The sequence below is a fragment of the Coprococcus sp. AF38-1 genome (assembly GCF_003603945.1).
GTDB lineage: Bacteria > Bacillota > Clostridia > Lachnospirales > Lachnospiraceae > Coprococcus > Coprococcus aceti.
This window is the reverse complement of the sequence record NZ_QVGO01000001.1, coordinates 436,690-463,516: the sequence shown is the minus strand read 5'-3', so window position 1 is coordinate 463,516 and position 26,827 is coordinate 436,690. Positions and strand designations below refer to the sequence as shown.

The window sequence follows — 26,827 nt, the reverse complement described above, 5'->3', positions numbered from 1 at the left end:
TTTTATCACTTTTTTATTTTATACCATATTGAACGCTGCTTTTGCAAAACAACATTCTCTGCCTGAAGCTGTTCCAATTTCTTCTGAATATCTGCTTTTTCTGCCTGAAGTTCTCCAAGTTTTGCCTGAAGATCAGATTTCTCCTTCTCAAGTTCTTTTATCCGGATACCCCTGTCAGCCTTTTCCTTATATGTCTGCTGTAGTTTTGCATTTATCTCCGACTTTTCCTTGTATGTTCTTTGAAGCTTGGCATTTATCTCTGACTTTTCCCTGTGGGCACGCTCATTTTCTTCAATGCGTTTCTTTAATTGTCTGGAATTTCTACCAATCTCATCCCTCAATTCTCTGCGTTCTTTTTCATGACATTCACATACCCTGATCAGTGCATCCTCTACCGGCTCTCCATCATATTCAAGAATCTTCTTCGCAAGTGCATTATCTCCATATTCAGGTTTAAGCCATTTCTCTATCTTCTGTAACTGAACGTCATTCTGATCAGCATTCACATTCTTATGGTAAAGTCCCACTTCCTGTGATCCCGGTAAATACCGGAGATCCTCACATGGCATAGCCGCCACAACCGGAACTTCTGACATGATTTCTATAAGCTTGAGCCAGATGTCATCCGCCCACAGGCACATATCCACCATCTTGGCTTTGTCGAACCATTTATCATCATAAATTCCTGGTGGGTATAAGGTTCCTGCGCCTCCGGTTGCAAACAACTGCATCTTTGGCCTGTACAGACAGGCATCAGTCTCCTTCATCCAATATCTATATGGAAGCAGCTCTCCTTTCTCCGATATGACCATCCAGTGTGTCCTCACCGCAGACACCGCATCCGGATACTGCAGGTATGACATATACAGATTCTCCAGCATGTATGGGGAATATTGCAGATCGTCATCTATCGTCACGACCACGTCGTCCGTGAACTCCTGCAGCGCATAGAAATACTTCTTGTGCGGTTTCAGATCATCGCACCATCTGACCTCCAGCTTATCCTCAGACTGTAGTTTTCTGAGATCATCCGGGAGATCGTCATCCTTATTCGGGAACTGCTCCTCCGCCAGCCACAGAACGATCTTATCTGCCTTTCTGGTCTGTGAATATATCGACTCAAGCATCTGTGCTATGCCTGCTATTCTCGCAGGATAGGATGTGAGTGACACTATTATCCTTCTTGTTTTGAGCTTTTTCAGCTCCGATGAATCATGTTTCTTCATGATGGAATATTTGCGGAATAACTTGTCATCATTGAGTCCCTTCTCTGTCAATCCGTCAAATATCTCACTGTTAAATACGCTGTGCGCTTTCTCGTAAAACTCTATTCTCTCTGCAGAATCCAGTTCTCTGCAATACTTCTCATAATTGTCCACATACTGACGTATGGCAAAGTACATAACAGCATTCCACAGATCAGTCCTGTCTGCCATGCCCTTCACATGCTCCGTCACACAGTCAACGGTCTTCGGAACATCCGGCAGCTTCTCATCCTCACTCTCAGGAACAACATTCCTTGAAAATGTCAGATCATTTACATATACTATCTTTGCCGCCGCTGCGGCTCCAAGTGCCGAGTATAATATCTCGCTGTCACAGCCTGCACAGTGCAGACCCGCATCCATTATAAACTGCTTTCTATAGAGCTTATTTCCAACCAATGGACGTGCCACATTCATTATCCTGCCACGGCAGTCCCTCCAGCTAAACACCTTCTTTCCGCCGTGAACCCACTCAAAATGTACACCTCTTCCGAAGGTCTTCCCACCGTCACTGTCTATAAGCTCGCAGTTCGAAATCACCATGTCCGACCCGCTCTGCTCTGCGGCGTCATGCAGCTTCTCCAGCATGTTCTCCGGATAAACCTCCGAGCCATCCACGAACAGTATATATTCTCCATGCGCGCGCTCAATCCCCGCGAATCTGTCCGCTTCTATTATCTCGTACTCCTTAAATGTCTGTCCAGCCAGCTTTTCATGGAATGTATCCGCACTGCCTCCGGCTGTAAAAATCAATGATATAACCGGCTTCATAACCCGATACTCCTTTCATTGAACATCATCCTACTGCTGTCCGTCATGATGTCCCGACTCTAGGTCTGTCAATAAATTTTATATCTTAAGTATTTCCGATAGATTCTTCTGTATTCCTGCCGCAACCTCAGGCTTATTCATGGAATACACATGTATATGCTTCACTCCATTTGCCATGAGATCTATGATCTGGTCTGTGGCATATGCAATTCCCGCCTGCCTCATCGCAGCCTCTGTATCGCCAAATGCATCGACTATGCTCTTGAATCTCTCCGGCACGTTACAGCCTGAGAGCTTGACAGCATTCTTGACCTGTACTCTTCTTGTTATAGGCATAATACCCGGTATGATCGGCACTGATATTCCCGCCTCTCTGATTCTGTACATGAAATTAAAGAATATGTTGTTGTCGAAGAACATCTGGGTCGTGAGATAATCACATCCAGCATCGACCTTTTTCTTAAGCCCAATTATGTCTTCGTGCTTATTTGCCGAGTCTGGGTGTACCTCAGGGTAACATGCTCCGCCCACGCAGAAATCTCCTGTCTCCTTGATGAGCTCCACCAGCTCTGATGCATGTGAGAACTCTGCAAATACCTGTCCATCATAGTTCTTCGGTATATCGCCGCGGAGAGCAAGTATATTCTCTATACCGGCATTCTTCATGTCAGCAAGCGCAGTCCTGATTCCCTCTTTGCTGGCACACACGCATGTCAGATGTGCTATGGTCGGCACGTCGTACTTCTCCTGGATCTCCTGGGCAAGCTGGATCGTATGTCCCTTGGTGCTTCCCCCGGCACCATATGTAACGCTCATGTAATCCGGCTTAAATGCCGCTATACCAAGCGCCGCTGCCTCAACATCCGCAAAGTCTGTATCCTTCTTTGGCGGGAACACCTCAAATGAGAGTGTCGCCTTGTCCTGTGTTATCAAATCTCTTATCTTCATGTACTACCTCTGTATATTTGACTATTACTGTTTATTTCAATCTGGACTCATTTATATCCGGACTCATTTGTATCCGGTCCCGATAAATAATTTTGTTTTTTTGCTTACAACTCTTCAAGCAGCGCCGGAATATCCATAAGTTTTTTCACCTCATAGTCCGGATGTATATCCGCCGCCTGCTGACCATCAGGGTTGAACCATATCGTCCTTATCCCAGCATTTATTCCGCCCTGAATATCTGATGTCAGACTGTCTCCTATGATCACAGTCTCATCTGCCTTTATCTCTGGTCTCCTACCAAAGCAATAGTCAAAGAATTCTCTGGACGGTTTCTCCGCTCCGGCATCCTCAGATATGAATATATCCTCAAAATATTTTACTATACCGCAGTCTGCCATTCTTCCAGTCTGTACGTATGCTCCGCTATTTGACACAATGTACAGCTTGTATCGTCCATACAAAGTATCAAGCAGCTTTATCGTATCAGGGAATACAAATCCCTTCTGGCTGAGCTGATCCTCATAGTAGGCTGTCGCCTCTGCAGCAGAGTAGTCAACTCCCAGCTCTGCAAATAGTATCTCGTATCTGCTCTCCTTCACCTGCTGCCTTGTGAGCAGCCCCTGTTCAAGCAGCTTCCATCTTGATTTGTTGATCTCGCTGTATCTGGATATGACCTTTTCTGTAGGCTCCACCCCTATATGCCTGAGCATATTTGAGAGCGCTCTGCTCTCGCTGCGCTTGAAGTCCAGCAGTGTCTCATCCAGATCAAACAATATGTTCTGTACCATATAAATTCCTTATATCTTTCTTTTCAAATTCATATGCTGACTTATCAGTGTCTGTCGTTATGATTCTGCATTTTATACATTACTCTTATGCGCAGCTGCCGGATTTTTCCAGTGCGCACATTCTTAAATATTATATTCCACTCACCAGATAATAGCAATAGAGCCGGTTACAAATCTTCTGCTGTGACCGCCCTCTCTTCGGCAATCCCGCACGATCCGCAACCGGCTCTGTTCCGTCTATTTTATTAAGTTTATTTGTATTTCAATTTACTTCATGCTCTTGCTGAGTCCGCTCATTGCGATCTCTGACAACTGTTTTCTGTAGAGAAGTGAACTGATTAAATACTCTATAACACCACCCAAAAGGATGGCCGCATATCCAAGAACAGCAAACTTTACAAGCCCAAGACTTATAACATCTGATATATGACTGATTGTTGACATGCAGGTCATTATCACCAGCATAAACACAATAAAGCTTGCCACAAAATATTTGTAACATACACCGCAGAATATCATAGCTCCGAACAATATAAATATGATCATAAACAATGTATCCTGATAGTTTTCTGTATTCTCCGGATACATTCTGATAAGTATATATTTCTCCACAACAAGTATTGTGAAAAGTACAAGATACACAACTGTGCTGACGATCACTGGCATTCCCACCTCCAGTTTTCTCTTCATCACGCTTGACTGCACATAGTCCGATGCATTCATGTATATTATCATCTGATAGGCAAACATTCCAGTCAGCATAAAATAGAAACCGCCCAGAATATTCGTTCCGTGTGATGATATTTCAATCAATAAACCTATTGCAGTGAATAACCCCAACATCATCACATTTGTCTTTAACTTATATCCATATCTAAGAAGTTTAAAACCAAGTATCAAATCTTTCATCCCTTAATCCTCCTTGTCTAATATATATCATTTCTCCCGCCGGCAGGCGGGGCGGATAGTCTAAGCCGTTTCCGGCCTTGAACAACAATCTGTTAATCCATATCCAGATAAGACGCCTCAACCTTGCAGTACATATGTCTGCGCGTCACATATATTCCAACCGGCAGCAATACCGCCAGTGCTGTAACTATGAGCCATGTAAACTTCTGCAATTCCGAAGATATCGTTATATATATAACCGCAGCTCCCGATGCTCCTGATGACAGCATGGACAGCAGACTCATGACCTGAACATTCTGGACATATCTCGTAATGTTCAGCGCCCACACGGAAATATCTGCTGTGAGCAGTATCGACAGGCAAAGCAGTCTTACCGGGTTACCCACCATAATTTCATATGGTACGGCCACTATCACCATGCATATCGCGATCCTCGCCGGTCGGGCAAGCAGATCCGCCGTAAGCGCATTCCGTAACATGGCTTTCCCCTTTGTTGACGTCTTCAGATAATCCATTCCAAGGCAGCCCTTCACACATATTGCACCGAATCCCCAATAATCAGCCATAACCTCGATCGCAGTCATGAGCGCCGCTCCCACACCGAGCATGACCGCTGTTACATAATATTTTCTCACTCCTATATCGATCAATGCCAGTATCACCCCCAGTATGATCGGTATCAACACATTACACACTAGCCGGTATTTTCCATTCGTGATGGCTCTGTAATCCTTTATCATCATCATAATTACGCTCCTATAAATACGTGAAACACTCTAAGCTGTTTTTACTTTAATACCATTTTTGTATTATTCTTCATGACCGCAACACTTATCTGAAACAGCGATGGTATCTCCTTGCTCACATTCATTCCGGCAAGCTTGTCCAGATTCTCTGCAAGACAGATTCCCTCAAAACCATATGGATTCTTAGTCATGGTATAAAGGATGTTTGATGCCACCTCCGCATCCTGGGCATCTCCCTTTATCAGTATGTATTTCTCCTTCAGGTCCTCCACAAATCCGCACTCGACCACATTTCCATGTTCCATGATGATCGCATAATCAGTGATACTCTCCATATCGGATATATTGTGTGTTGAGAACAATACACTCTTCTCCCCCGCTCCGTCGCTTATATAATCGCCGATCATCTGACACAGCTTGTCTCGCATAAGAGGATCAAGAGGCGATGCCGGCTCATCGAGCAGCAGCAGGTCTGTATCCCTCGCCATAACCCCGGCAAGCATCAGCTTAGTTCTGGTTCCATCAGAGAGTGCTGAACACTTTTTCTTCAGAGCAACACCGTCCGGGGAATCAGGAAATATCGCAAGTTCTCGGCAATATCTTTCGAACTCGTCCCTGTCAAAATTGTCAAAGAGCAGACTGCTTATCTCCTCCACATCAGATACAGTCCACTGTGGAAGGTAATATCTGCCTGTTCCCGTATAGCCTATCCTGTTCTTTACATCCGCCCTTCTCTCCTTTTCCTCCGATGAATACTTGTCAAAGAAAGTCAGCTCACCTTTGTAATCAAGCCTTATTCCTGAAAGCATATTGAGAAGTGTCGTCTTTCCCGCTCCATTTTCACCGATGAGTGCTGTCGCAAATCCCTTCGGCACCCTCAAATCAGGTATATCCAGTGTAAATGTCTTAAACTTTTTGGAAATATTCTCCCCTTTTACAGCGCAGTCATAATTCATCATCCAATCCTCCATTAAACCTTAAACTCTCTTCATGTCTTTCTTTTACCCTATTTACTGTCCGCTTTGTTTTCTGTACGCTTTGTTCTCTGCCTGCTTTGTTCTCTGTCTGTTTTGTTCCCTGCCTGTCAGATTGTCAATCCTGTACCATAAGCAAGGCATCAAGCATATTCTTTAGTTCATCGTCCGACAAACCCGCAATACGTGCCGCAGCTATGGCCTCCGTCAAAGATGCCTCGACCTTTCGAAGATGCTGCTCTATCAGCATCTCACTGTCCTGTGCATTCACATAAAAGCCCTTGCCCTGTTCAGCCGTGACCAGCCCTTCCTGTTCTAACAGCTCATATGCTTTCATGGTTGTGATAACACTTATCTTCAGATCCCGCGCCAGTCCTCTGATAGACGGCAGATATTCGCCCTGGGCATATTTGCCCGCCAGAATGTCCGACTTGAAGCTGTCTGCTATCTGCTGATATATAGGCACTCCTGAGTTCTGAGAAAGTCTCATATGTACACCTCCTTAAACTGTTCTCAACTGTTTATATGTTATATATACGCTATGTACGGATATGTGTCAACAACTTTTTACTCTAAACCCTAAAATAATAATATCTTCATCTCCTTGTCCACGCAAAAAACCCCCGCCGGCACTGATCTGTTCGGTACCGGCGGGGATTTATCTGTCATATTATTCTATTGTTCAAGCGGGCATGTTATCTGGAACATCTCCTCACACACCTTGTGTACAAGTCTGGCTGTCTCTGTGTCTGCCAGCTTGTAATATACCTCCTTGCCCTCTCTGCGGCTCACGATCAGGCCGCTGCCCTTGAGCTGCTTCAGGTGGTGCGATACGGCCGGATCACTCATCTCCATGGCCGCCGCTATGTTGCTGACACATTCCTCGAGGTGGCACAGCATCCAGAGTATCCTGAGCCTTGTGCCATCGCTGAGCTGTTTGAATATATCTGCCATGCTGCTGCAATCTTCCACAGACGGCATGCATTTTATGATCTTGTTCTCATTGTCGCAGTGACAATGCGGCAAATGTATCTCTCCCATGCGGTCTCCTCCTATTCTTTGAAGCTCAGTGCTCTTGTCGCATTTAATACCGCAAGGATCATAACTCCTACATCTGCGAATATTGCCCACCACATGTTGACAAATCCAACTGCGCCCAGTGCAAGGCATGCAAACTTGATCACAAGTGCAAATACTATGTTCTGGTGTACGATCCTGAGTGTCTTCTTGGATATCTTCATGGCTGTCGCTATCTTTGCAGGATCATCATCCATGAGGACGATATCCGCAGCTTCGATAGCTGCATCGGAACCAAGGGCTCCCATGGCGATTCCTATATCTGCTCTCGAAAGTACAGGGGCGTCATTGATTCCATCTCCGACAAATGCAAGCTTCTCCTTCTCTCCCTTGGCTGCGATGAGCTTCTCGACCTCATCCACCTTGTCTCCAGGGAGAAGTTCACTTCTCACCTCATCCACGCCAAGCTCGCTTCCGACTGCATCTGCAACCTTCTTCGCATCACCTGTGAGCATGACTACCTTCTCCACGCCTGCTGCCTTGAGACCACTTATAGCCTCCTTTGCATTTGGCTTGACAACATCTGATATGAGAATATATCCTGCATACTTTCCATCCACGGCAACATGTATCTCTGTTCCAACCGATGTAGGAACCGCTGCCTGTATGTTCATCTGCTTCATGAGCTTGACATTTCCTGCGGCAACCTCATGACCATCAACAACCGCTGACACACCGTGTCCGCTGATCTCCTTTGCGTCTGTGACCCTGTTGTTGTCGATTTCCTTGCCATATGCCTCCTTCAGGCTCTTGCTGATAGGATGGTTGGAATAGCTCTCGACCAGCGCTGCCTTTTCAAGAAGATCAGCTTCGCTCATTCCTCCCTCAGGATGTATCTCTGTAACCTGGAACACACCCTTTGTGAGTGTTCCTGTCTTATCGCACACGACATACTTTGTGTATGAGAGAGCCTCAAGATAGTTGGAACCCTTGACCAGAATACCCTTTGCCGAAGCTCCGCCGATTCCTCCAAAGAAGCTCAGTGGAATGGATATTACCAGTGCACATGGACAGCTTATAACAAGTGTTGTCAGTGCTCTGATGATCCACTTGGACCATGCTGCAGGATTACCCATGATAATGTTTACCAATGGCGGAAGCACTGCAAGTGCAAGTGCTGCTATACATACAGCCGGCGTGTAATACTTTGCAAATCTTGTGATGAAGTTCTCTGATCTGGACTTCTTCATGCTTGAGTTCTCAACGAGATCAAGGATCTTAGATACGGTCGACTCTCCAAACTCCTTGGTTGTCTCGATCTTTATAAGTCCGTTGAGGTTGACGCATCCACTGATGATCTCATCACCCACATGAACCTCTCTAGGTACGCTCTCACCTGTGAGGGCACTGGTGTTGAGTGATGAAACTCCCTCAACAACCTTTCCATCGATAGGTACTTTCTCTCCAGGCTGTACAACTATGACTGTTCCGATCTGAACGTCATCCGGATCAACCTGTTCCAGCTTGCCATCCTTCTCTATGTTGGCATAATCCGGACGGATATCCATAAGTGCGGTAATGTTCTTTCTGCTCTTGCCCACCGCGTAGCTCTGGAACAGCTCACCTACCTGGTAGAACAGCATAACCGCTGATGCCTCCTTGTACTCACCGAGCACCATGGCACCTACAGTGGCAATCGCCATGAGGAAATTCTCGTCAAATACTTCTCCGTGTATGATTCCGAGAAACGCCTTCTTAAGTATATCGTAACCGATGATGAGATATGGAATCAGGTACGCCACGATCTCTATACATCGCCACATAACTGACGGATTCTCAAGATCCACCATCCCGGTCTTGTCAAGCACCGTAAATGTGACAGCCATGGCAACCAGAAGAACCGCCGATATTATAATTCTTCTGAGCACTTTTTTCTGTTTCTTTGTCATAACATCCTCCTATCTGATAGAGCACAGATCTTTCACAGTTAGCCGTGACTAAACAACCTGCTATACCATAATCCGGCAGTCAGCATGCACATGCATAACCGCCTTTGGTTACATAAAGATCTCGCAGTCAGGCTCAACCTTCTTACAAGCCTTAAGTACGTTCTTCATAACCTCAGCCTCGTCAGCTCCGTCGTCGAACTCAACGCTCATCTTCTGTGCCATGAATGCTACAGTTGCATCCTTAACACCTGCTACCTTCTTTGTAGCCTCCTCCATCTTTGCTGCACAGTTTGCACAATCAACTTCAATCTTATACTTCTTCATAATAGTTATCTCCTTTTCATTGTTCTCATTGAATCTATGAACATTTAAACATGTATTTAATTATATGTCAACAGTAAAATGCTATTCTTTTTAAAATTTATTTATATGAACATCTGTGCATTTTAAAAAAACCTGTGTATATAACATATACACAGGTTTTTGTTCCAGATATATCTGATTCCAATTTCAGATCATGTTTCAGCTCCTACTTCAGATCCTCCACAAGCTCATAGAGAGCGATCGCTGAGTTGAAGTTATCAGGTATGATCTCATCACTTGGGATGACAACTCCGTACTTATCTGCTATCTCTGAAATGATAGAGATGATATCGAGTGACTCCAGGATTCCGTCGTCAACGAGTGCCTCCTCATTTTCAAAATCAACATTTGGCTTGATCTTCTTGAGCATCTCAATAAATTCTTTCATTGTTCAATTCTCCTTTGTATGATCTTCTCTGCAAACCATCTATACGTTCTGCTCTGCAAGCTTTCTTACTTCCTTTCGCAGAACTGAACCCTTGAACGTCTTTGGTATACTTTCAACATAGATATACTTTCTTGGAAGCTTGTAGCTCTCAAGTCTGTCAGCAAGAAAGCTTTCAAAATCAGCTTCCTCATAGCCATCCTTCTGCACGACCAGTATGACCGGAAGCTCTCCGGTGATCGGGTCTTTGATTGAAGTGTAAGCCACATCATCTATATGCTCATATCCAAGTGCAAGGTCTTCTATCTCTGCAGGAGATATCTTGCTTCCACCATAGTTTATCACATCATCGGCCCTGCCTACAAGTATGCAGTCGCCATCCTCATCCAGATATGCCAGATCCTTTGTCCTAACATATCCATCCACAATGGTCTCAGCAGTGAGTTCGGGGTCATTGTAATAGCCTTCCATGACTATAGAACCGCCCCAGGACAGAAGTGCCGGTGACTCCGGGCTGCCATTTGTAACCACGTTACCCTCGTCGTCAGAGAATCTTACGACCGAGTTCACGGTAGGTCTTCCTATACATCCTGTCTTGTTGCCATTGCCACTGAACTCCAGTATGCATGCGCATCCGGCTTCAGATGAACCATAGAAATTATACAGTCTTGTATGTGGAAGCAATTTGAGCAGCTTCTCCTTGTCTGACTCGGCAAGAGGTGCTGAGCCTATCTGTATATAATCAAGCTGATCTGCATAATCCGCGATCCTGTCATCCGACAAATGGAATATCATTCCGAGTGATGCCGGTGATATCGCCATGGATGTCACTCCGTATTTCTCTATGAGCTTCCACAGCGTTCCGATAAATACCATTCCGTCCATCAGACATACTGTGCCGCCATTTACCATGTCTGACTGGTATCTTCTTATTCCAAATGAATGGTTGAGAGGCATTGGTATTATCTCCACATTGCCCTTCTTCATGGCTGTTCCCTCGATGACATTGCCGGCTATTCCCACATCACCTCTGTGGTGCATGACAACGCCCTTTGAAGATCCAGTAGTTCCCGTTGTGAAGAGCAGCATCGATCTGTCCTCCTCACCCGGAAGCTCAAGCTCTGCCTCGCTCTCATCCTTCATCCTGGTTATTATTTCCTTCTGGCTTATACACTTTATTCCATCCACAGGCTTGTCTGATATGAGACATGCCGCATCAACTCTCTGGCCTATCTCAACTGCCCTCTCTGCGGATGTGGATTTCTCTATCGGCACGACAAGCACCTGCATGTACTGCAGTGCAGTGAACACTGTCAGATAATCTATGTTCTGTGTGCATCTGATCATTACATGATCGCCCATGCATATGCCCATATCCTGCAAAGCGTGTGCAGTCTTTCTTATATTGCTCCAATACTCTGCGTATGTGACTGTCTTTCTTAGCTCACACACCGCCAGAGTGTCCGGCTGCGTCTGGGCATACTCCTGAATATAATGTAATACCGTCTGCTTATACATTATTCGTTCTCCTTCTTGTACTTCTCCCATTCTGCCATGAGACTGCTTTCCTCATCTGCCCAGGCATCACAGGCATCAGTCCAGCTCTGCTTCTGCTCATCTGTAAGCTTACTCTGCAGGCCGTAATTGTCCTCTATATATTGTGCAAGATATGTGGTAACCTTCTTGGCACCCGCAATATTTACATGCTTGCTGTTGTAGAAATCTGTTGAATAATCCAGATTCAGTTCATCAAGAACATTGTTCATGTTCAGATAATCATATCCCTTTGAGGCTATGTACTCGTCAAGCTGAAGCTGCTTGGACGCCTGACCCTTTGATGGGTAGTAAGGTGTCGCAACCAGCAGAACCTTAACTCCGAGCTCCTCTGCCTTTGCCTCTATGTCATCTATATATCCGAGTGTCTCATCCGACAGATGAAGCTGTCCGTCAGACTCAAACACAGGCTCCTTGATCTTCGTGATCTTCGCCCTCTGCCTGCCTGTCTTGAACTCGTCCGTTCCCTGATTGAGTCTGTCTATAAGCACCTGTCTGTCAAATGTCAGCAGATTATCGTGATACTTCAGAATAGGGAACATGAGCTCGAACTTGGACTTCTCGTCCGCTCTGTAATACTTCTGTATCATCTCAAACTTCGTCGATGATGGTCTCATGCCCGATGTCATGACTTCCATACGATAATTGTAATGCTCATCCTTTATCTTTGTGACATCGCCTCGTATGATAATACTTCTGACCTCAACCACAAACAGATCCAGATCCTGGGTCTTGGCAGCCTCCTCCATGAGATACGGCGCAAGTCTTATATCCTGAGCCGCAGTACCTATGAGCATTGATGTGTACCCCTGCTCCTCATACGCCTGGGTCGGTATCCAGTATCTGTACATCGAGCTGGAGCCGATGAGCACCGTATTGATGGTGTTATCCTCCTCCGCATAGTAGTTTGTCCACACATCAGAGTCAAAATCCTGTGGTCTCGCCAGTTCTCCCGCCTTGTTCAAGCCAAGGAAAAGCACTGTACATATCGAAAATACTGATATTGTATATTTTATCCACGCTGGCATATCTTTCTCCCTTCTCATTAGAACTGTTCATATATAAATGATGCGCCCGCACCGGAGCCGTATACTCCGCAAATGGCAATGAATGCCAGACCTGCTGCCATGACCAGCCATTTGAATACTATGTTCTGCTTTGCAAGCCATTCTCTGACATCGCCTGTGCTGCCTCTTCTCTCCATGATCTCCTGCGCGATAGACACAGCAAGAAGGAGAAGGCATCCAAATATCAAAACTCTCCACTCTCTTCCTGAAAGTGAAAATTCATCCACAATATTATACACCCTTGAGTGATCAAAAACCATGGAACGGATCATCCAGATCGAGCTTCGGATTCCCTGTCCCATAAATATAAGACGTCCGATGACACAGAGGATGAATGTCCTGAGCATTCTGAATATCTCCCAGCTTATGCAGTCAGTCTTTATCCTGAGCGCCTTTGTAAGCTTTGCCAGCGGCTCCTCAAAAAGTGTCGACATGCATATCAGCACTCCGTGATACAAGCCCCATGCTATATAATTCCACTTTGCGCCGTGCCAGAGACCGGTCAGCACCCACACGCACAGGATAGGTATGCTCGCTGCAAATACCTTTCCTATCACATTTCCGAGGTGATCTCTTATCTTGACATTGAGCTTAAGGAACAGCTTTGATGTTGACACCGGGTAGAATACATATTCTCTGAAGAATGCACCCAGTGACAAATGCCATCTTCTCCAGAACTCAGGAAGTGTCTGTGAAAAGTATGGTCTTCTGAAGTTCTCTCCCAGAACGATGCCGAAGCACTCTGAAGCGCCCCTTACTATGTCCATACATCCTGAGAAGTCGCAGTATATCTGGATGGAATATGCGATCCCCACTGCCAGGAATATTCCGCCATGATAATCAAATGTATGCCCAAATATCTCTGTTGTAAAAGCTCCTATCCTGTCAGCTATAACGATCTTCTTCACAAATCCCCAAAGCATGAGCCAGACACCTCTCATGATAGTGTCCATATTGAAGCGGTGCTCCTCCCAGAGCTGATATCCTACTTCCTCATATCTGGCTATAGGTCCCTGGGTAACATGTGGGAAATAAAGCACATATGACAGGTATCTGAAGAAATTCTTCTGCGCTGATATTCGTCCGTTATACAAATCCACGAGATATGAGATCATCATGAATGAGTAAAATGATATTCCCAAAGGTGCTATGAGATTCCAGTCAGGAATGCTCTGCAATCCGTCGTATGGTATGAATCTCTTTATATTGTCGAGCACAAAGCCAAACGCCTTGAACGCTGCTAGGGCACCGATAACTATGACAAGTGCCCACACGAGGAACTTCCTTCTCTTCGCCTTCTCAGCAGCCTTGATCTTTCGTGCGGTTCTTCTGTCCGCATCCTTTGCCAGCTCTTCCTGCTCGTCCAGACTCTTCTGCAGTCTCAGTGAGAACAGATACACGACAACAGCCGTGGCAATGACCAGAAGCAGATACTCTATCCCGGCATATCCGTAGAACACAAGACTCGCAAGGAGCAGTATCACCCACTGTATCTTCTTTGGAACTATGTAGTATAGCAATACTGTACACAATAAAAAAACTATAAATGTATAAGTTACTACTGACATGTTCTCTCCCTCTTCTACAAGTAAAAATTATTTATACACTGCTAAACGCCGGCCAGTATTTTAGCAGCAGCGCACATACCACTGACATGACCGCCAGAATCAGCAACGTTATCTTCCAGCCCTCTTTGAACATATACTTTGGTGACAGGCCGTATCCAACCGGGATCGCCCTGATGGATGTCGGAAGCATGTACGAGAGGTTTACTCCCACAGATGCCACATATATGTATGGTATCGGATTGAGTCCGCAGCCCTGTGTGATGGATATTACCAGCGGCATGGCTACCGCAGCAGTGGCTGTGTTGGATGTCACATCTGACATGAGAAGTGTAACGGCAAGTATCACGAACACTGTGATAAATCCGCCCTTCATATCAAGCTTTGATATACACTCGCCCAGCGCCTCTGCAGCACCGGATTTGTTGATGAGTGTTCCGGCAGCAAGTCCACCGGCAAATATATACATAAGTCCCCAGATGATCTTACCCTGAACATTCTTCCACACCATGATACGCTCTCCGTTCTTGTTGGTGAGAATGAATGATACTATGGCGCATATGATAAATACATATGCCGGCTTGAGTCCCGGAAGTATGCTCTGGTAGAGCTGTCTGGTAAATGCAAGCACCGTGGCAAGAACAAATAACACAAGCGCGGTCTTCTCCTCGTAGCTCATAGGAGGAAGCTCCTTGTATTTTGCTACAAAGTATTCCCTTGAACCGCCAAGCATCTCTGTCTTCTTCACATCACGGATCATGAACAGGATATTTACAAGCACAAGTATGAGCATGATAGGCAGGAATCTTACGACCCATGAAGAGTACATGTACTCCTCGCCTGTTATCTGCTGTATATATTCGACCGTCACAAGATTCATCGCACCTCCAAGCGGCGATGCCAGACCACCGAGTCCGGTTGCATATGCTATCGTGAGAAGTATCTTTGATGCAGTCTTGTTTGTCTTGATATCGTCCATTCCTATGTACTTGAGCATGGCGATCGCTATAGGTGTGATCGTCGCACATACCACTGCATTTGGAAGCACCGCTGACAGAACTGCTGACAACACAAACCAGAACACAAGCTGTATCCTCAAACTGCTGCCGATAAGTCTCAGGAATGTAATGGCTATCCTCTTGTCAAGCCCGGTATTCTCCCACATCACGCTTATGATGGAAGCTCCCAGAAGAAGCAGTATCGTCTCGTCTGCATAGTTGGAAATGACCGCCGACATGTCAGTCATCTGAAATATCGCATTTAAGGCTATCGGGAGGAATGCGGTTACCGCATAGTCCACAGGGCCTGTTACCCACCAGTACGCCATCCACATGATGGTTCCTATCGCTGCTCTTGACTCAAATGTCGTGAATACTCCGTGTGGCAAAAGTGCCGTAAACAGCCCGAATAACAATGGGCCGATGAGTAAATGTACTATTCTCTTTCGGTCTTTCATAAATATATCTCCTATTTTCAATAAAACACTAATTTTAAATTATAAATATTTAAGATTAATCTTTCATTAAAAAAATTAATATATATTAAAATTCACAGACATTATTCTGCATTTACCGGGATTTTAAATGTAAACAGGCTTCCTTTTCCGGGCCCACTGTCAACATCCACGGTTCCTCCGTAATATCTGGCGATCTGCATTACCTGTGACAGACCCAGGCCAAAACCCTCCGCACTTCTGTCCGGCTCACCTCTGTAAAAACTCTCAAATATCTTTTCCTTTGTGCTATTATCCATTCCCCGGCCCTCATCCCTGACCGAGATAAAATAGCTGTCATTTTTCACACCGCATGACACATGGATACTACCTCCATCATTGCTGTATTTCACCGCATTTGACATCAGATTGTTCACGACGATAACTATATGGTTCATATTCGCTTTGACCATCGTCGGCTTCAGGTCGTAGGTAAACTTAAGATTCTTCTTACAGATATACTCCACGTCATCACACACAGACTCCACCACATCCAGCAGATCTACATCCTCAACCGCTATGACTGCGTTTTCGTTGTCCATGACCGACATCTGAAGAAGCTGCTCTATGAGCCCCTTCATACGTGAGGTCTGCCTCTCGAATACCTCTATGCTCTCAAGCATCTCTTCATCGCCATTCTTCTCAGCTATCTCCCTGGAAAGCTGACACTGGGCATGCATGACTGCTACAGGTGTTCTCAGCTCATGGGATACATTTGCATTGAACTCGGTCTGTCTCTCAAGCTCCTGATGGACTTTTTTGTACAGGTTGTTATTCGCATCGGTTAGCATATCAAGCTCCTTGAACGGGCCGTCATACTCCAGATTCTCTGTAAAATCAAGATTGTCCACACTCTTATCTATCGAACGGTTCAGGCTTTCCATTGGAACTGCTATCAGTTTCCTCAAAGCAAATGCATATATCACAAATGCTATCAGCACGATTCCAATAACACAGTATGATTTATATAAAAGCTCACTGTAATTGCTCTCTATATCCCTGACGGATACCATGACACAGATCTTGTATTTAGAAGTCTTCTTCAGCGGCTCTTTGTCTGTTCTTCCCCGCCTGACGACTGCAAAATACTTGACCTTCCCTGCATCTATATGCATAAGACTTTTGCTTATATCCGGATTATCCGCATATCCCTCAGGCACCTCGCCGTCAAGGATCTCGCCGTCATTTCCCTGAAGGAACACATATATCTGTTCATTGCTATCCGGCTCGTCCTCACGGTCGTAAAATCCATCATCTATATGTGGCTTCTTCTGTGAATCATACGCTATGTATCGTCTAATCTGCATTACCTCCTGCGTCAGCTTCTTATAAGCCATCAGGTTCATATCATCATTCATAAGATTGTTCTGGATGACCAGCAGGCAAGATATTCCCACCACCAGAATAAGTGCTGTGATTATAACAGTATATGTTACAAATGATATTTTTTGCTTTAACATTCCAGTTTGTAGCCGACACCTCTTATTGTATGGATCAGCTTCTCCTCATAATTATCGTCTATCTTTCTTCTCAGATAACGGATGTACACATCTATCACATTTGAATTGACATCGTCATCTATGTTCCAGATGTTCACCCGTATCTGTTCCCTGGTGACTACCATATTTCTGTTTCTGGCAAGGTACTCAAGGATAGCATACTCCCTGACCGTGAGATCGATGACCTTTCCATCCCTGATCGCCTGTCTGTTGTTCATGTCGACCACCAGTGAACCACAGGTTATCACATTCTCATTTACCTGATTCTGGGTCCTCAGCATGACCCTGAGTCTTGCCATAAGCTCCGGGAACTCAAATGGCTTTGTCATATAATCGCTGGCTCCGGCATCCAGCCCCCTGACTATATCCTGTGTCTCCGTCTTGGCCGTGAGGAAAAGCACGGGAACCTGTATCCCCGCATTTCTCATCTCACGCAGGACTGTTATTCCGTCCTTGTTCGGGATCATTATATCCATGATCGCCCCATCGTAATTCTCCGCTTCCATATAATCAAGTGCCGCCTGTCCGTCATAACAGGCATCCACATTATAGCCCTCTTTGACCAGCTTACTGCATATTATGCTGTTCAGATCCTTCTCATCCTCAACTACAAGTATACGCATACTTCCATCCTCCCTGTCATTTTCACCTGTTGGCCACTACAGTATATCGCTGCACGATCGCTGAACAGATATATATTGCCATGCTTTTATGAAAATAACATTAAAAGCCGTCACTTACATCTGCAAAATGTAAATAACGGCTCTCAAATGCTGTTTTTATCTATTCTGTCTTACCGCTCTTCTCATCGTAGGTATCAAGAAAGCTGTGTCTCACGCCTCCCTGCTTGTACTCTATAAGGGTATCGATATTGACATTCTCCACACTCTTGAATATGTTGCCCTCCACAAACGGATTTGTCTTCTTGAGTGTTGCTATGAGCTGCTTGATCTCCTGACGCTTGGACTTTGTCTCCTCATTATTGCAGGTGGTACATGTATCCGTGAACTTACATGCACACTGTATAAAATGAAGTTCATTATAATCCCTCCACGCTTTGATGTCGTCCTCCCTTACCATATAAAGAGGTCTGATAAGCTCCATGCCCTCAAAGTTGGTGCTGTGAAGCTTCGGCATCATGGTCTGCATCTGCGCCCCGTAGAGCATACCCATGAGTATGGTCTCTATGACATCATCGTAGTGGTGTCCGAGAGCTATCTTGTTACAGCCAAGCTCCTTCGCATAGCTGTACAGATGGCCTCGTCTCATTCTTGCACAGAGATAACACGGCGACTTCTCAACATTATATACTGAATCAAATATATCTGACTCGAATATCTGAATAGGGATGTTCAGCATCCTGGCATTATCCTCTATGACCTTGCGGTTTGCCGGACTGTACCCCGGATCCATGACTATAAACTTAAGTTCAAACGGAAACTTATTATGCCTCTTCAGCTCCTGAAAGCACTTCGCCATGAGGAAAGAATCTTTACCACCCGATATACATACGGCTATCCTGTCGCCTTCCTTAACCAGCTCGTATCTGTTAATAGCCTTTGTGAAGTTGCACCATATCTTCTTGTGGAACTTCTTGCGGAGACTCTTCTCCACATCGGCACATATGTCAGTCTGCTCCTGCTTTCCCATGGTGTAGAGCAGCCATGATATATAACCGCCTTTGAGACTCACAGCATCATATCCGAGCTCTGCAAATCTCTCCGCCAGCGGGATGCTGTTGGTACCGTGGGTGCAGCAGATGATGAGCTTCTTTCCATTTAAACCACCCCCGGATATATATTTCTCTGCCGGGAACAGTTCACCTGCGGTCTCTGCCAAACGCTCCGGCATCAGACTGTCCGCAGGAACTGCCATCGCTCCCGGGATGGCTCCGTGGGATATCTCAACTTCATCCCTGATGTCAACTATCAGATATGAATCCTTATCCAGTTCCTGTATCTCTTCTATTGTGATCTCTGATATATTCTCTGCACTATTACCCATATTATCTATGCCTTATCTCTACCACCGTTTAATATTTGTCATAAAATGTTCTGTCCTAACCATATATGCCAGGTTATGCGGCTGTTTTCCTGCTCTACTCTTTACCATCCCAGCAGTATGTACAGAGCTTGCACTTCTCAACTCCGCACGCCTCAAGCATATCATCAAGTCTGTTGAATCTGAGTGATGTGAAATGCAGCTCCTTGCAGATCTCGTCAACCATCTTTTCGTACTTTTCTGAATCAGGATCTGTGTACTCCTGAAGTACCTCATCTGTCACATTGCCATTCTCAAGTCTCTCGATAACCCTTCTTGTTATCAGATCCATCTCTGATGATGATCTTGAGAAGTTAAGGTATTTACATCCGTATACAAGTGGAGGACACGCAGGTCTGATGTGTACCTCCTTTGCACCGCTGTCAAAAAGGTACTCAGTTGTCTCTCTGAGCTGTGTTCCACGCACGATAGAATCATCTATGAGCAGAAGGCTCTTATCCTTGATAAGATCCTCAACTGCCAGAAGCTTCATCTTGGCTATGAGGTTTCGCTGACTCTGTATAGTCGGCATAAATGAACGCGGCCATGTCGGTGTGTACTTGATGAACGGTCTTGAGAAAGGTATTCCTGATTCATTGGCATAACCGACTGCATGCGCTGTTCCTGAATCCGGAACTCCGGCTACGATATCAGGCTTAACGTTATCTCTCTTTGCCATGCTGGCTCCGCAGTTGTATCTCATCTGCTCTACACTCATACCCTCGTATGAACTTGCAGGGTAACCATAGTATACCCATAGGAAGGTACAAATCTTCATGTCCTTGCCCGGCTGCACAAGCGTCACGCAGTTGGACGGCGTGAGTACGACAACCTCACCAGGACCGAGTTCTTTATAGTCATGGTATCCAAGGTTCTTGTAAGCAAAGTTCTCAAATGACGCACAGAATGCACCATCCTTCTTGCCTATAACCACAGGAGTTCTTCCATGCATATCCCTGGCTGCATATATTCCATTCTGGTTCATGAGCAGGAGTGACAGAGAACCGTCTATCTTCTCCAGCGCATATCTTATTCCATCTATCAGATTATCCTTCTGGTTGATGAGGGCTGCCACAAGCTCTGTGCTGTTGATATCCCCTCCGCTCATCTCAAGGAAATGTGAATGTCCCTGATCAAATATCTCCTTGGATATCTCGTCAACATTGTTGATCTTGCTGACAGTTGTCAGAGCATATGTTCCGTGATGTGAACGCACTATGAGTGGCTGTGGCTCATAATCGGATATACATCCTATTCCAAAATAGCCCTTCATGTTCTGCATATCTTTGTCGAACTTTGTTCTAAATGGAGCATTCTCGATATTGTGTATGGATCTGTCAAATCCCTTATCTCCATACACTGTCATGCCTCCGCGCCTTGTTCCAAGATGTGAATGATAGTCTATTCCAAAGAACAGATCAAACACACAGTCATCTTTTGCCGCTACTCCAAAAAATCCACCCATTGTTTTCCTCCTGAAGTGATAAAAATTTGTCATTTTCGCAAACATATCTATATTAGCATAGGACTAGCGGTGATTACAATATTATTTCATGACATTGTTACACATCTATTTTGTGATTTTAGCTTTCATAATATTATGATATGCTATTTCTGTTGCCGCCCCTATACTGGCTCAGAAAGGGGGTAAGTACATATGATAACACTTCTTATTACCTTTATTATCTCTGTCATAGCAAGTATTGTTGCCTACTATATTTGCAAATGGCTGGACAAAGATAAGTAATCGGCAACCAGCCTAGGAAATACGTCGTCCTACACGATAGACGGAGAAAACCCCAGAGGGTGCCACCTCTGGGGTTTTCGCTTGCGCCTGTATTGTGTAAAGCACAATGATATACTCTTATTACCTTTTATATCTGCCGATATTATAACATATATAAATTCTGGTTACAACATCCATATTAACATAAATTTTATAACACATTCATTATCAATTTCACTACCCCCGCGACAAAAATCAGCCCCGCCAGTCCGAAAAAGAATACCTCCATCTCCCTGTACACCTTGTTTGACTTTTTCTCAAATGCCTTTCGCTCTTCCCTGGAGTAAAGCAGTCTATACTCACTGCCGATCGGATGTTTCTTTCTGTTTATATCCTGATTCACCACATAAGAATCCGGCTCACCGCTGTATGGATCGATGTATTCCACTGTGGGTTGTGCATATCCCGGCAATTTTGTCCTGCCGGTCAGGGTATCGTATCCTATGATCTTTCCGGTTATCTCCATGTCATACATATCATTCTCTTTTATGCGTTTTGACCGCATAATATACCCAGCTATCACAAATATCAGTACACACGCCAACACCTTGATCACATCCAGGATAACCCATACAGGATTATTCCTATCTATAGCTATTACCCCTCCATCCTGCAGACTATCTACCACCATAGATACACTGATTAGCAAAAGTGCCATGCCACCAGCCAGAAGTCCTATTCCGATATTCTTAAAATTCCAACGGTCCTCCTTCATCTTTATCCATATTGCAAGTCCGATAAAGAATATTCCCACTATACCGATAAAGCCAGACTTCACAAGCTCCATTATAAATTCTACATTGTCTATTATGTAATCCATAGATTCCCTCATTTTCCCGCTTATTTCCTACATTTAACACATTCTCACTGTATATAAACATTCTATCATTTAACCAGCTAATGAAAAAGATCTGTATTCATCCCAAAGACATCGATAACATTTAGAATACCAGAAAGTTCATCTCTGAATTATTACCGAATACGAATCTCAGAGCCTTACCAAACTTTTATCTCATTAAAAAATTCGCCCTATACTGATATATAATATACCAGTATAAGACGAATTCAAACTTAATTAAAAAGATTTTCCCTGAATCCTAGCCGATGCTCTTAACGCTTTCTCCCTCTATCAGGGAATATGGCACTATCTCATGTTCACCAGCTGCTGCATAATTTATATGCTTGAGCATGATGTCAACACTTCTCGATGCCATGATCTCTGTATTCTGTTTTATTGTTGTAAGTCTTGGTACACAGTATCCTGCCAGCTCTATTCCATCAAATCCAGTAACTGACAGCTCCTCCGGAATATGTTTGCCCAGATCAGCAGCCGCTCTCATGACGCCGATCGCTATCGTATCACTGAGAGCCATGATTGCTGTAACCTCCGGCTGTTCCTCCAAGAGACGCTTCGTGGCCTCATAACCTGCCTTCATAGAATACCTGCACGGAATATATGTAAACTCCGCCCGGTCATCATGCTGCCACTCATCTATAGCCCTCTTGCAGCCTTCATATCTATTGAAACTTATCTGTTTCTCGGACACTTGCCCTCCTATGACTCCGATGCGCCTGTGGCCTTTTTCAAGAAGATACCTTGTCATATCGTATGTCGCTGCCGTGTCATCTATCGTTATGGAGGATATGTTGTCATTTGCAAGAATCTCTCCGCCGGTCGTGATTATGACTCCCGGGATCTCAAACTCTTTCACACGCTCATCAAAAAGTGCAAGATTGGCACCCAAAAACATGATTCCCTTCGGATTCACGCTATGAGTGAGTTTGATGGCATACTCGATCTCGTCACCATCCTCGTCTATGTACTCCACTATGACATCCTCATCATATCCAGCAAGCAGGTTCTGTATCCGCTCTACTATATCCGCAAACAACATATTCTGGTTTCCTTTTATGATGACAACCACCGCCGATTTCGCTGACATTTTGAGGAGCTTTGCGTTGACGTTCGGCTCAAAGCCGTTTTCCTCTATAACCCTGAGTATCTTCTCTCTGGCTGCATCGCTGACTCCGGTCTGATTGTTGATCACCCTGGACACGGTTCCGATACCATAACCTGATATACGTGCAATATCCTTTATTGTCATAAGCTGTATCCCACTTTTCTCTTTTATTCCCAATAATTATATTATCCCAATATGTGAAGGTCAAGAAAATACTCTACTTATCATTTCCCGGTAAATATTTTTAGAGAGTACTTTTTCACATCTTGCTTCTCCCGGTCATCAGTGTAAGGCTGCCTATTTCCTCTGCAAGATCATCATCCGTATCATCAGATATAGTTCGCCACCTCCAGTTATCGCCAACTGTGGATGGCTTATTCATCCTCGATTTATTGTCTTGCCCCAAATAATCCTGCATCGGTATAATACAAAGATCTGCAATACTTCTCATAGCAAGCGTGATAAATGGGACATTGATCAGACGGTCCGGTGTATAATGAGCTGCCATATAATCCCTTGCCATGTCTCTGGATCTCTGATCTATACTGCTCCACCAGCCAATAAGGGTCTCATTGTCATGGGTTCCCGTATATACAACACAATTTCGTATATAATTATGTGGAAGATAGTCAGATGCCGCCCCGGTGTCTCTCACATCAAAGGCAAACTCCACAACCTTCATTCCCGGAAATCCGGAATCATGCACAAGCTTTCTGACCGAATCAGTCACAAAACCAAGATCCTCGGCAATGACATCTCTCTTACCCAGAGCTTTTTCTATATTCCTGAACAGATCCATCCCAGGGCCCTTTTTCCACTTGCCATTCACAGCTGTTTCCTCACCATATGGAATGGCATAATATTCATCAAAGCCTCTGAAATGATCAATCCGGACTACATCATAAAGCTTATAGCTATGTCTCATTCTGGCTATCCACCAGCTGTAACCGGTCTGCCTGTTCAGCTCCCAGTCATATATTGGATTTCCCCACAGCTGTCCGGTCTCCGAAAACCCATCAGGCGGACATCCGGCAACCTCGTATGGTCGCCTGTCCTCATCAAGCCTGAAAAGCTCCGGGTGTGCCCATACATCTGCGCTGTCCATAGCTACATAGATTGGGATATCTCCTATGATCCTTATATGGTTCTTGTTGGCATAGCTCTTTAGCGCATTCCACTGAGTATAAAACAAATACTGCATGTACTGCTGAAAATGTATCTCATCCGCAAGCTTAATCTGCATCTGCTGCACCGCATCAGGCTGCCTGTTTCTTATATCCTGCGGCCACTCTGTCCACGAAATTCCACCAAGCGAATCCTTTACAGCCATAAATAGTGAATAATCATATATCCACTCTTTGTTCTCATCCATGAACATGGAAAACTCCATGCTGTCAGTCATTTTCCATCTCTCATATGATTTTCTCAGGATTGGATATCTTCCTTCATATATTGTTCTATAATCCACATATCTGCCATCGTCGCCCCAGTCTATCTCTCTGCACTCGCGGTCTGTGAGCAGTCCCTGATCCACAAGTGTATCAAGATCTATAAAATATGGATTTCCAGCAAATGTCGAAAATGACTGATACGGCGAATCCCCATACCCGGTGGGCCCCATGGGAAGTATCTGCCAGTAACTCTGGTGTGCAGACCTAAGCCAGTCAACGAAACGATATGCCTCTTTTGAGAAGCTGCCAATTCCATACTTTGACGGGAGGCTTGATATAGCAAGCAGTATTCCTGCTGATCTTTCCATCTGAAATCTCTCCTTTTAACCATTTTCAGGCGGCTGCGAATCTCACAACCGCCTGTTTTTTATAATAATATTATATTACTATCCCTTTACAGCACCAGCTGCAACACCCTTGATGATGTACTTCTGTGCACAGAGGTAGAATACAACAACCGGAATGATTGCCATAACAAGGCACGCCATGATCGCTCCCATATCTACTCTTCCGTAGCTGCCCTTCATATACTGGACAACTATAGATATCGTCTTGTATTTCTTGATGTCGAGTACCAGATACGGCAGAAGGAAATCATTCCATATCCACATAGCCTCAAGTATTCCTACAGATATGTAAGTAGGTTTCATGATAGGGATAACAACCCTGAAAAATGTCTTGAGCGGCGTACATCCATCTATCATCGCAGCCTCCTCGACCTCCAAAGGAATGGACTTGATAAATCCGCAGAACATGAATACTGCAAGACCTGTTCCAAATCCAAGATACACGATCACGATTCCCCATGGAGTAGTAAGGTGAAGTGCATCCGCAGTTCCAGCCAAAGTAAACATAACCATCTGGAAAGGTATTACCATAGAGAACACGCAGAGCAGATATATGATCTTTGTCGCTATATTCTTGACTCTGGTTATATACCAGGCTGTCATAGAGCAGAACAGCAGAATTGCTGCTACTGAGAGAACCGTTATCACAACTGTCCAACCCACTGCCTTAATGAAATCATACTGTGTTATAGCCGTTTTATAATTGTCCAGGCCTATGTAGCTGTGCTCATTTGGCAGTTCAAATGTCTCCAGACTGATAAATGTCTTGGCTTTCAGCGAGTTTATAATTACGATTATTATCGGTGAAACAAATATTATGGAAATAATGGTAAAGAATAAAGTAGCCAGAATTCCCTTCAACGTTGGTTTTTGTTTTACTCTGTATACAGGCTTTTTATCCGCTGTATTTGCTGTTTTCTGTATCTTCGCCATTACTGCTGCACCTCCTTTGATCTTGTAAGCTTAAGCTGTATGAGTCCTATCGCTACTACCAGTATAAAGAATATGACTGCCTTAGCCTGTCCTACTCCCTCATATCCTACTCTTCCATAAAATGTCTCATATATATTGAGCGCAAGCATCTCTGTCTTATGAAGAGGCTCGCCTCCTGTGAGTGCCAGGTTCTGGTCAAACAGTTTGAACGAGTTGGTTATTGTGAGGAATGTACATATAGTTATGGATGGCATCATGTTCGGGATCGTAACTCTGAAAAGTCTCTGTATTTTATTTGCACCATCAATCATGGCCGCTTCCTGAATGTCTTCAGGTATTGCCTGAAGTCCTGCAATATAAACGATCATCATATATCCTATCTGCTGCCAGCACACCAGTATAACCAATCCCCAGAAACCGAGGACTTCATTGAGCTTCAGGGCTGTATCAAACTTTGAGAATATGGCATCGAATATAAGCTGCCATACATATCCAAGTACGATACCACCTATAAGATTCGGCATAAAGAATACCGTTCTGAATATATTAGTTCCTTTGATCTTCTGTGTAAGTGCCAGTGCCACAAGAAATGCAAGAACATTTATAAGCACAAGTGTGACAATCGCAAATAATGTTGTAAACTTAAATGCATCCGGGAATGTTGAGTCCTTGAATGCGTCTATATAATTCTGAAATCCTACAAATTCAGCGTCCCTTATGGTCGTGAACTTACAGAAGGACAGATATATTCCCTCGGCAAATGGCACGATAAATCCTATTAGAAACGCAGCCATTGTCGGTATCAGAAACACCGGCCAATATCTTTTTATCGTTTTCTCCATAATTTTTTTGATAACCTCCACTCTGTTGCATATCAATTTTCTTTCCAATATCTTCTGAGTCTAAAAATGGATATGTAGACATATTTGCATATGAATACATATCCATCTCTAGTCTGACACCTCTGGGTATGAGCTGTCTTTGCAAAGCTGTTAGCCTTCCTGGTGTCCTGCAGCT

At 44.5% G+C, this 26,827-nt stretch carries 24 protein-coding genes; all 24 read right to left on the bottom strand.

Features of this window, described 5'->3' with window-relative positions; genetic code table 11:
* Nucleotides 1–5: 5 nt before the first annotated feature.
* The 24 genes from DW025_RS02385 to DW025_RS02270 all read right to left on the bottom strand — a co-directional run bounded on the left by DW025_RS02385 (nucleotide 6) and on the right by DW025_RS02270 (nucleotide 26,652).
* Entirely contained in the window at nucleotides 6–2,036 is a 2,031-nt protein-coding gene (locus tag DW025_RS02385; protein ID WP_119998549.1) for a glycosyltransferase, read from the bottom strand.
* Nucleotides 2,037–2,114: 78 nt separating this feature from the next.
* Nucleotides 2,115–2,984, bottom strand: coding sequence for a methylenetetrahydrofolate reductase [NAD(P)H] (metF, locus tag DW025_RS02380; RefSeq protein ID WP_119998547.1), 870 nt, complete (start codon nucleotides 2,982–2,984; stop codon nucleotides 2,115–2,117).
* 104 nt (nucleotides 2,985–3,088) lie between these two features.
* Complete coding sequence (locus DW025_RS02375; protein ID WP_117874589.1) at nucleotides 3,089–3,772, bottom strand: YjjG family noncanonical pyrimidine nucleotidase; 684 nt, start codon at nucleotides 3,770–3,772, stop codon at nucleotides 3,089–3,091.
* A 267-nt stretch (nucleotides 3,773–4,039) separates the two neighbouring features.
* Complete coding sequence (locus tag DW025_RS02370) at nucleotides 4,040–4,681, bottom strand: hypothetical protein (RefSeq protein ID WP_119998545.1); 642 nt, start codon at nucleotides 4,679–4,681, stop codon at nucleotides 4,040–4,042.
* Nucleotides 4,682–4,773: 92 nt separating this feature from the next.
* Nucleotides 4,774–5,427: a hypothetical protein gene (locus DW025_RS02365; RefSeq protein ID WP_117550653.1), complete on the bottom strand. Its 654-nt coding sequence runs from the start codon at nucleotides 5,425–5,427 to the stop codon at nucleotides 4,774–4,776.
* A 41-nt stretch (nucleotides 5,428–5,468) separates the two neighbouring features.
* Nucleotides 5,469–6,386: an ATP-binding cassette domain-containing protein gene (locus tag DW025_RS02360; protein ID WP_243104867.1), complete on the bottom strand. Its 918-nt coding sequence runs from the start codon at nucleotides 6,384–6,386 to the stop codon at nucleotides 5,469–5,471.
* A gap of 133 nt (nucleotides 6,387–6,519) precedes the next feature.
* Complete coding sequence (locus tag DW025_RS02355) at nucleotides 6,520–6,891, bottom strand: GntR family transcriptional regulator (RefSeq protein ID WP_022058324.1); 372 nt, start codon at nucleotides 6,889–6,891, stop codon at nucleotides 6,520–6,522.
* Between the two features lie 185 nt (nucleotides 6,892–7,076).
* The gene (locus DW025_RS02350) at nucleotides 7,077–7,442 is read right to left on the bottom strand and encodes an ArsR/SmtB family transcription factor (protein WP_022216672.1); all 366 of its coding nucleotides are present in this window, start codon (nucleotides 7,440–7,442) and stop codon (nucleotides 7,077–7,079) included.
* Nucleotides 7,443–7,453: 11 nt separating this feature from the next.
* Nucleotides 7,454–9,367, bottom strand: coding sequence for a heavy metal translocating P-type ATPase (locus DW025_RS02345; protein ID WP_119998541.1), 1,914 nt, complete (start codon nucleotides 9,365–9,367; stop codon nucleotides 7,454–7,456).
* A gap of 108 nt (nucleotides 9,368–9,475) precedes the next feature.
* The gene (locus tag DW025_RS02340) at nucleotides 9,476–9,694 is read right to left on the bottom strand and encodes a cation transporter (RefSeq protein ID WP_055146474.1); all 219 of its coding nucleotides are present in this window, start codon (nucleotides 9,692–9,694) and stop codon (nucleotides 9,476–9,478) included.
* 202 nt (nucleotides 9,695–9,896) lie between these two features.
* Nucleotides 9,897–10,118: a phosphopantetheine attachment site gene (locus tag DW025_RS02335; RefSeq protein WP_015533823.1), complete on the bottom strand. Its 222-nt coding sequence runs from the start codon at nucleotides 10,116–10,118 to the stop codon at nucleotides 9,897–9,899.
* A gap of 39 nt (nucleotides 10,119–10,157) precedes the next feature.
* Nucleotides 10,158–11,633, bottom strand: a complete 1,476-nt coding sequence (locus tag DW025_RS02330; protein ID WP_119998539.1) for a class I adenylate-forming enzyme family protein — start codon at nucleotides 11,631–11,633, stop codon at nucleotides 10,158–10,160.
* Nucleotides 11,633–12,697 (bottom strand): hypothetical protein, encoded by a 1,065-nt coding sequence (locus tag DW025_RS02325; RefSeq protein ID WP_117551043.1) that lies wholly within the window; start codon nucleotides 12,695–12,697, stop codon nucleotides 11,633–11,635. The genes DW025_RS02330 and DW025_RS02325 overlap by 1 nt, the downstream gene beginning before the upstream one ends.
* Nucleotides 12,698–12,714: 17 nt before the next feature.
* Complete coding sequence (locus DW025_RS02320) at nucleotides 12,715–14,304, bottom strand: MBOAT family O-acyltransferase (protein ID WP_119998537.1); 1,590 nt, start codon at nucleotides 14,302–14,304, stop codon at nucleotides 12,715–12,717.
* 31 nt (nucleotides 14,305–14,335) lie between these two features.
* Nucleotides 14,336–15,757, bottom strand: a complete 1,422-nt coding sequence (locus DW025_RS02315; protein WP_119998535.1) for an SLC13 family permease — start codon at nucleotides 15,755–15,757, stop codon at nucleotides 14,336–14,338.
* A gap of 101 nt (nucleotides 15,758–15,858) precedes the next feature.
* A complete protein-coding gene (locus DW025_RS02310) occupies nucleotides 15,859–17,253 on the bottom strand; it encodes a sensor histidine kinase (protein ID WP_119998533.1) in 1,395 nt (464 codons plus the stop codon).
* Nucleotides 17,247–17,915 carry a response regulator transcription factor gene (locus tag DW025_RS02305; RefSeq protein ID WP_119998531.1) on the bottom strand — a complete coding sequence of 223 codons (669 nt, stop codon included), beginning with the start codon at nucleotides 17,913–17,915 and terminating at the stop codon, nucleotides 17,247–17,249. Before DW025_RS02305 ends, DW025_RS02310 begins: the two co-directional genes overlap by 7 nt.
* Nucleotides 17,916–18,075: 160 nt before the next feature.
* Nucleotides 18,076–19,296 carry an ATP-binding protein gene (locus tag DW025_RS02300; protein WP_119998529.1) on the bottom strand — a complete coding sequence of 407 codons (1,221 nt, stop codon included), beginning with the start codon at nucleotides 19,294–19,296 and terminating at the stop codon, nucleotides 18,076–18,078.
* A gap of 94 nt (nucleotides 19,297–19,390) precedes the next feature.
* Nucleotides 19,391–20,797, bottom strand: coding sequence for an amidophosphoribosyltransferase (locus DW025_RS02295; protein WP_015533815.1), 1,407 nt, complete (start codon nucleotides 20,795–20,797; stop codon nucleotides 19,391–19,393).
* 472 nt (nucleotides 20,798–21,269) lie between these two features.
* Entirely contained in the window at nucleotides 21,270–21,938 is a 669-nt protein-coding gene (locus DW025_RS02290) for a hypothetical protein (protein WP_119998527.1), read from the bottom strand.
* A gap of 277 nt (nucleotides 21,939–22,215) precedes the next feature.
* The gene (locus tag DW025_RS02285; RefSeq protein WP_243104866.1) at nucleotides 22,216–23,223 is read right to left on the bottom strand and encodes a LacI family DNA-binding transcriptional regulator; all 1,008 of its coding nucleotides are present in this window, start codon (nucleotides 23,221–23,223) and stop codon (nucleotides 22,216–22,218) included.
* A 115-nt stretch (nucleotides 23,224–23,338) separates the two neighbouring features.
* Entirely contained in the window at nucleotides 23,339–24,838 is a 1,500-nt protein-coding gene (gene malQ, locus DW025_RS02280; protein ID WP_119998523.1) for a 4-alpha-glucanotransferase, read from the bottom strand.
* Between the two features lie 78 nt (nucleotides 24,839–24,916).
* Nucleotides 24,917–25,810: a carbohydrate ABC transporter permease gene (locus tag DW025_RS02275; protein WP_119998521.1), complete on the bottom strand. Its 894-nt coding sequence runs from the start codon at nucleotides 25,808–25,810 to the stop codon at nucleotides 24,917–24,919.
* Nucleotides 25,810–26,652: a carbohydrate ABC transporter permease gene (locus DW025_RS02270; RefSeq protein ID WP_119998519.1), complete on the bottom strand. Its 843-nt coding sequence runs from the start codon at nucleotides 26,650–26,652 to the stop codon at nucleotides 25,810–25,812. The genes DW025_RS02275 and DW025_RS02270 overlap by 1 nt, the downstream gene beginning before the upstream one ends.
* Nucleotides 26,653–26,827: the final 175 nt, after the last annotated feature.